Source organism: Kitasatospora sp. NPDC034023 (assembly GCF_055575795.1).
On the sequence record NZ_JBVIRY010000091.1, the window covers coordinates 1 to 5,814 of the forward strand.

7 protein-coding genes are annotated in these 5,814 nt (G+C 68.0%); 4 read left to right on the plus strand and 3 right to left on the minus strand.

The genetic code is table 11. The annotated features are described in order from the left end of the window. The first annotated feature begins 240 nt into the window (after nucleotides 1-240). Complete coding sequence (locus ACZ52R_RS43195) at nucleotides 241-666, plus strand: GYD domain-containing protein (RefSeq protein WP_465625869.1); 426 nt, start codon at nucleotides 241-243, stop codon at nucleotides 664-666. A 27-nt stretch (nucleotides 667-693) separates the two neighbouring features. On the opposite strand, the gene ACZ52R_RS43200 is transcribed toward ACZ52R_RS43195, so the two are convergent. Further along, entirely contained in the window at nucleotides 694-885 is a 192-nt protein-coding gene (locus tag ACZ52R_RS43200) for a hypothetical protein (RefSeq protein ID WP_465625871.1), read from the minus strand. After that, on the minus strand, nucleotides 882-1,871 hold the full coding sequence (locus ACZ52R_RS43205) for an ISAs1 family transposase (RefSeq protein ID WP_465625873.1): 990 nt from the start codon (nucleotides 1,869-1,871) through the stop codon (nucleotides 882-884). Before ACZ52R_RS43205 ends, ACZ52R_RS43200 begins: the two co-directional genes overlap by 4 nt. A gap of 577 nt (nucleotides 1,872-2,448) precedes the next feature. Between ACZ52R_RS43205 and ACZ52R_RS43210 the strand changes: the two genes are divergently transcribed. From ACZ52R_RS43210 to ACZ52R_RS43220, 3 genes are all read left to right on the plus strand, one after another. Further along, nucleotides 2,449-3,066: a hypothetical protein gene (locus tag ACZ52R_RS43210; protein WP_465625875.1), complete on the plus strand. Its 618-nt coding sequence runs from the start codon at nucleotides 2,449-2,451 to the stop codon at nucleotides 3,064-3,066. Nucleotides 3,067-3,481: 415 nt separating this feature from the next. After that, a complete protein-coding gene (locus ACZ52R_RS43215; RefSeq protein ID WP_465625877.1) occupies nucleotides 3,482-3,808 on the plus strand; it encodes a hypothetical protein in 327 nt (108 codons plus the stop codon). A 268-nt stretch (nucleotides 3,809-4,076) separates the two neighbouring features. After that, complete coding sequence (locus ACZ52R_RS43220) at nucleotides 4,077-4,973, plus strand: carbon-nitrogen hydrolase family protein (RefSeq protein ID WP_465625879.1); 897 nt, start codon at nucleotides 4,077-4,079, stop codon at nucleotides 4,971-4,973. Between the two features lie 120 nt (nucleotides 4,974-5,093). On the opposite strand, the gene ACZ52R_RS43225 is transcribed toward ACZ52R_RS43220, so the two are convergent. Continuing rightward, nucleotides 5,094-5,408, minus strand: a complete 315-nt coding sequence (locus ACZ52R_RS43225) for a hypothetical protein (RefSeq protein ID WP_465625881.1) — start codon at nucleotides 5,406-5,408, stop codon at nucleotides 5,094-5,096. Nucleotides 5,409-5,814 lie beyond the last annotated feature (406 nt).

Here is a 5,814-nt window from a genome sequence, read left to right on the forward strand (position 1 = left end):
GTCACCCGCTCCCGCCTCGGACGCCTCACCCGCCAGGGCTTCCTCACCCAACCCGGACGAGGCATCTACCAGAAACGGACTTAACGTCCTCTCAGGTTGTGAGATGAAGTAGCTCGCACGCGTGGGCAGGGTGTGACCGGTAGTGGTCACGCGGCCCGAACCGTACGCGGACGTATCAACCAGCGCGTACGAAGCAGGGCCAGAGCGCCCGGGTAGGTCGCTCACCCGTTGGCTGTGGCCGTGCCGGTCATCGTCCCCAGCCGTTCGGGGGATACGCGGGCCGCATCCGGCGCGCTTCCCACCCGCTGGGGTATCCCTTGGTGGAACGAAAGGGAGATGATGCCGCTCTATCTATCGAGGTTCAGCTACACACCGGAGACGTGGGCCAGGCTGATCGTCCACCCCGAGGACCGCGCAAAGGCCGCTCAGGCGTACATCGAGTCCGTCGGCGGGAAGCTCCACGGCTTCTGGTACGCCTTCGGCACACACGACGGCTACAACCTGTGGGAGGCCCCCGACAACGTGTCCATGACCGCGGTTGCGCTGGCGATTAGTGCAGGCGGCGCGCTTAGCTCGTTCGAGACGACAGTTCTCCTGACCGTCGATGAAACCATGGATGCCCTGCGCAAAGCCGAACGAGTCCAGTACCGGGCGCCGGGCGCGTAGCGGTCCAGCGCCAGGGCTGATGTGTTGTCAGCAGGCGATCTTGAGGAGCGCGGTGGCGTGTTCGGGGCATGACCGGTAGTGGTCGGCTGCGGCGGCGATGTTGGTCCAGCCGGCCTGGCGCATCAGGCCGATGGCGAGGTTGCGCAGGGTGGCCATGGCGCGGGGCGCGCTGCCGGTGCGGACCCTGGAGGTGTCCTCGGCGAATGTCACGTCTCTCACGTGGTGCAGGGCCTCCACGGACCAGTGGCCCTGGACGAGCCCGGCCAGGCGGGCGGGGTCGGCCTGGCCGGGGGTGAGGCTGGTGACGGCGTAGACCGTCTTCGTCTGGACCCTGCCGTTCTTTTGTTGACGCGGCGTCGCTTGATCTCGATGGCCTGGACAGCGTGCGGGAACAGCAGTCCGGCTTCGACGGTGCATACCTTCAGGCGTCGGACCTCTCGGCGTCCGTGCCCGGTGGTGCGGGTGCGGTCCAGCAGCGGTATCTGCTGCCAGGGCAGGCGGCGCAGTTGCCGGCGCAGCTTCTTCTGGTTGCCCTTGGCGACCAGAAGGTAGTGCCCGCCAGCCGCGATGATCTTCTTCGCGGTCTTGCGCTGGGTGTGCATCGCGTCGGCGGTGACGACCACGCCGCGCAGGTCGAAGCGGGCCAGCAGCGGGGCCATGGCCAGGATTTCGTTGCTCTTGGCCGCCACCTGGCGCTGGGCGATGACGGTCTGGCTGCCGTGGAGGGCGGCGGCCAGCAGGTGGACTGCCGTCTCGCTGTCGGTGCGTGAGCCGCGCACCGTCTTGCCGTCCACGGCCAGCCCGATCAGGGCTTCGTCCTCCTCGACGGGATCGGCGGCGTGATGGGCGAGCCAGGTGCCGACGGCGTCGTCCAGGGCGTCGCCGTCGATGCGGGCCAGCAGTCGGCCGAGCGTGGAGGCGTTGGGCGTGGCGCGGGTGAGGCCGAGTCCGGCGCGGACCTGCGGGTCGGTGTCGGCTGCGTACCGGGCGATCTGCGCGAGGGAACGGGCTCCGCCGAGCACCGCCGTCAGGCACAGGGCCAGCAGCACGCCGATGCGGTAGCGGCGCCCGCGCACCCGGCGGGGATCGGGCACGGCGGCCAGCACCTCGGACAGCGAGGCCAGCTTGTGCGGTTCGATGGACGGGCAGGGGTCGTTGGCGTCCTCGCAGTGGCGCGCGAGGACGGTGATCAGGGAGGATGGCACGCGGACGCGACTCCAGGACGATCTTCGGTCTCAGAAGCCTTGATCATCTGGCGTCGCGTCTCTTGCTTCCACTCCGGCAAACCGCCCATCAGGTCTCAAAGCCGACGAGCCGACCTATCCCGCCAGCTGAGAACGCATCAGCCCTGGGAAGCCCGTCGATCGCATTGTCGGTGATGTGCCCGAAGTATTCGGCGTTCGGGTCGTGTGGCGGTGGTGTCCATGCATTGCGAGCACATGGCGGTGATCGGAGCATGAGTTCGCATTGATGAGGATCCTTTAATATTTTCCCACTGGTAACACGAGTGAGGGCCGGATCTGTTTTGATGTGAATCCCCGTCCTGAGCCCGCCGAGTGGTGCTGGCGCTGTGAGCTGCAAGAATGCAGCCCTGTCTGATGGGCGCAACGGTGCGGTCCCGGCCATGCATTGCTGGAATTGGACAGGCTGGTTCGGGTTCCCGGCTATTGCCCTCGGGGCGGGGTAGCGTTTTCCTCTGCTGACTCAAAGGGGGCGGAAGATCATTTCTCCCCGGAGCGATGGCACGTTCAGCGGTAGCCGGCCAGCGACAAGGAGTGCACCATGATCAGTGCGGCGGAAGTCATCGGCAGCGAGGTTCGGTTGTTCCGGGGGGACCAGGTGATCTTCATCGATCTCTCCAATGGCGGCATCACCTACAACGGGCAGACCACCAAACACGGCTCCTTCGCCCAGGTGTCACCCAAGTTCGCCAACGGCATCGACGGGGCGTACGTCGTCGGCCAGGACATCCGGTTGTTCAGGGGCGGGCGGCTCGTGGTGATCAATGCCGCCAACGGCAGCCGCACCTACGACGGCAAGATCTCCGGGCACCCCTCGCACGCCCAGGTGACGGCGGACTTCTCCGAGGACATCGACGACGTCGTCTACATCGGCAGCGACATCCGCATGTTCAAGGGTGACCGTCTGCTGGTCCTCAATGCGAACAATGGGAGCGTGACCTACGACGGGCTGATCACCCGACACCCTTCGTTCACCCAGCTTCCGGGCGGCTTCTCCGGTGACTTCGACGCAGTGCACTCCATCCGCCAGGAGGAGGTTCGTCTGTTCAAGGGTGACCGCCTGGTGGTCCTCAGCTGGCGCGATGGGCACGTGGTCTACGACGGGCTGATCACCAAGCACGCCTCGTACCAGAACCTCCCGGCGAGCTGGGTGAGCTGAGGTCCCTCGGTGACCGGCGCGCCCGGGAGGAGGCCGAGCGCGAGCGGGCCGCCGCGGCCGAGGCCGCCGAGGCGAAGCGCGTCCGCTCCTGGTGGCGCCGCTCCTGACTGGGTAGCGGGTGCAACACGGGGCCGCAACACGTGCAACGCGCGGGCCCTGGCAGGCTTCGCGTTGCACCCCTGACCTGCGCGAACCACCGGGGGAACCGGGGTGCAACAGCGTGTTGCGCTCCGCGTTGCACCCCCTGGCCTGCGGTGGGGAGTTGTCCTGTGACAGCGGAGTCGGGACGGTTGTCACCGAAGTGGGGACAACGGCTGTTTGTGACAGCGATCATGGGAAGCTGGCCGGTTTGTGACAGCGAAGTTGGGAAGTAGGGGCGGGCTGCTGGTGCCCGCAGAGCGGCATACTGCACGTCGTGGATCGCGAAGACCTGATTGCTGCCCTCGAACGGCATGAGACTGCTGCCGCCGGCCATGTTGCCCTGGCCCTGCGCGCTGGGGCTTCGTTTCGGGTGTGGGCCGAATCGACGGTGCCGGCCAGCCGGCTTCTCGACATCTGGGCTTGGCGGGCCCAGTGCATGGCGGAGGACGGCATCGTCACCTGCAAGGACTTCGAACAGGGAATGCCCGACCTTCAGCGTGCAGGTGACACCCCAGTCGCCTTGGGGCGAGTGCATATCGCTGAAGACTCGCGCCTGGTCTTCCTGGCCGCCGATCTGAGCTCATGCATTGCCGTGCTGTAGCACTACGAGGGCGTTGACCGGGGTCTTTCCCAACTTCGCTGTCGCAAAATGACGTTGTCCCAACTTCGGTGACAATCGTCCCAACTTCGCTGTCACGGGTCAGGAGTTTCACAGGCGGGTGGTGAGTTTCGCCTCGCGCGCTGGTGAGTTCGCCCGCCCCCGCCCCGCTCACCGGGCGCGGTTCAACCTGCTGCGGTCAGGGACACGTGCGGGTGACGCTCCCGGTCCGGGCCGGGTGAGGCATCGGGCGCACCGGTACGGTCGCCGGATGGTCGGGACGTTGCGGTTGGCGGTGGCGCAGAGCACGGTGCCGGAGGATCCGGGGGACCGGACGGCGATCCGGGCGGCGGGTGAGGGGGTCCGGGCCCTGATGCGGGAAGCCGCCGGGGCGGGGGCGCGGCTGGTGCAGTTTCCGGAGGGCGCTCTCGTCTACCCGGACAAGCGGGTGGTGGCGACCGGCCCCGACGGGACCGGGGCGCCGGCGGACTGGACCGGCGCCGCGTGGGACGTCCTGCGCGAGGAGGCGGAGCGGATCGCGGCCTTGGCGGGCGAGCTGGGCCTGTGGACGGTCTTCGGCTCGCTCCATCCGCTCACACCGCCCCGGCGTCCGCACAACAGCCTCTACGTCGTCTCCGACCGCGGGGACCTGGTAGCCCGGTACGACAAGCGGTTCCTGTCGAACACCGAGCTGTCCTACCTCTACACCCCCGGCCGGCCCGAGCCGACGGTCTTCGACGTGGACGGCGTCCGCTTCGGCCTGGCCATCTGCATCGAAGCGAACTTCCCCGCCCTGTTCGCCGAGTACGAACGCCTGGACGTCGACTGCGTCCTGCTGTCCGTCATGGTCGACGACCCCGCCCGCGCCACCGTCGCCCAGGCCTACGGCACCCTCTACAACTACTGGCTCGGCTACGCCGTCCCCGCCCAGTTCGCCGCCACCGCACCCTCCGGCATCGTCGCCCCCGGCGGGCGCTGGCTCAACCGCGCCCCGGCCCACAACCAGCCCGCCCTCGCACTCACCGACCTCGACCTCCACTCGACCGTCCCGGACATCGACACCGCGATGCGCTACGCCCGGCCCTGGAGGCGGCTGGCCCGCGCCGGCCTCTACACCGACCATCTCGCCGACGGTGACCCCAGGAGCCAGATCCGCACCGCGTTCTGACACCCCGACCACTGGTGGGAAACGCCCGGGAGGCTGGTGAGTCTCCGCGTTCGTGGCCCGCCCGGACCCGGTGAGAGGCCTGGGTACCCGGACGTGGCCGTCGGGCCGCGCGCGTCCGCGCTACGCGGCCGAGGCGTCCGGCACGTCGTCGATGTGCATGAGCCGGCTGCAGGCGATGACCCGGTCCTCGCCGGACAGCTTGGCCCAGTACTCGTCAGCCCACACCACATGGGAGGCCCGCCGCTCGGCTTCCTCCAGCCGGGCGGACTCGGCCGGCTGCTCCTCGCTAAGCCCCCGCCGGGCCGCCTCCAGATCGCCGCCCCACAACGGCAGCGCGGCCAGGAAGGCACGGCGCTCGGCCTGCACAGCCACCAGCGCCCGCTGCGCCGCCTTCAGCCCGTCGGTGTACTCGAAGGTCTTCCGCTCTTTGCCCACGGCACGGAATCGTACGTGCGACCGGATCCGCACCCGGCCGCGCCCCGCCGATACCTTGATGCCCGCCCCGGACAACGCGCCGGTACCTTGACGGCTCGGTCACGGCAAGATAACGCAGCAGGTCAAAGCATTGGTGAGAGCGGTCCGGACACCTTGATGCCCGTCCCGGGCGCCGGGACGGGCTGACCCGTCTCATCGAAGTTTGACGAGTCTCACCGATGTTTGACCGGCAAGGGGGTGTCTCAGCGAAGTTTGACCACTGTGTCCCATGACACGCGATCTTGACCATTCGCCAAGTGATCTCGACCGACGCTAGCCTGCGTGTTTCATCCGGGGTCGCGTCCGGAGCATGATCGGAAAAGCGAAAGTGCCTTCTGAGCTGCAACGATGAGGCTTGTCTAAGGTC

Coding starts and splice junctions, on each gene's coding strand:
- ACZ52R_RS43210 (WP_465625875.1), top strand. CDS start 2,449: ATGATCAGTGCGGCGGAAGTCATCGGCAGCGAGGTTCGGTTGTTCCGG.
- ACZ52R_RS43220 (WP_465625879.1), top strand. CDS start 4,077: ATGGTCGGGACGTTGCGGTTGGCGGTGGCGCAGAGCACGGTGCCGGAG.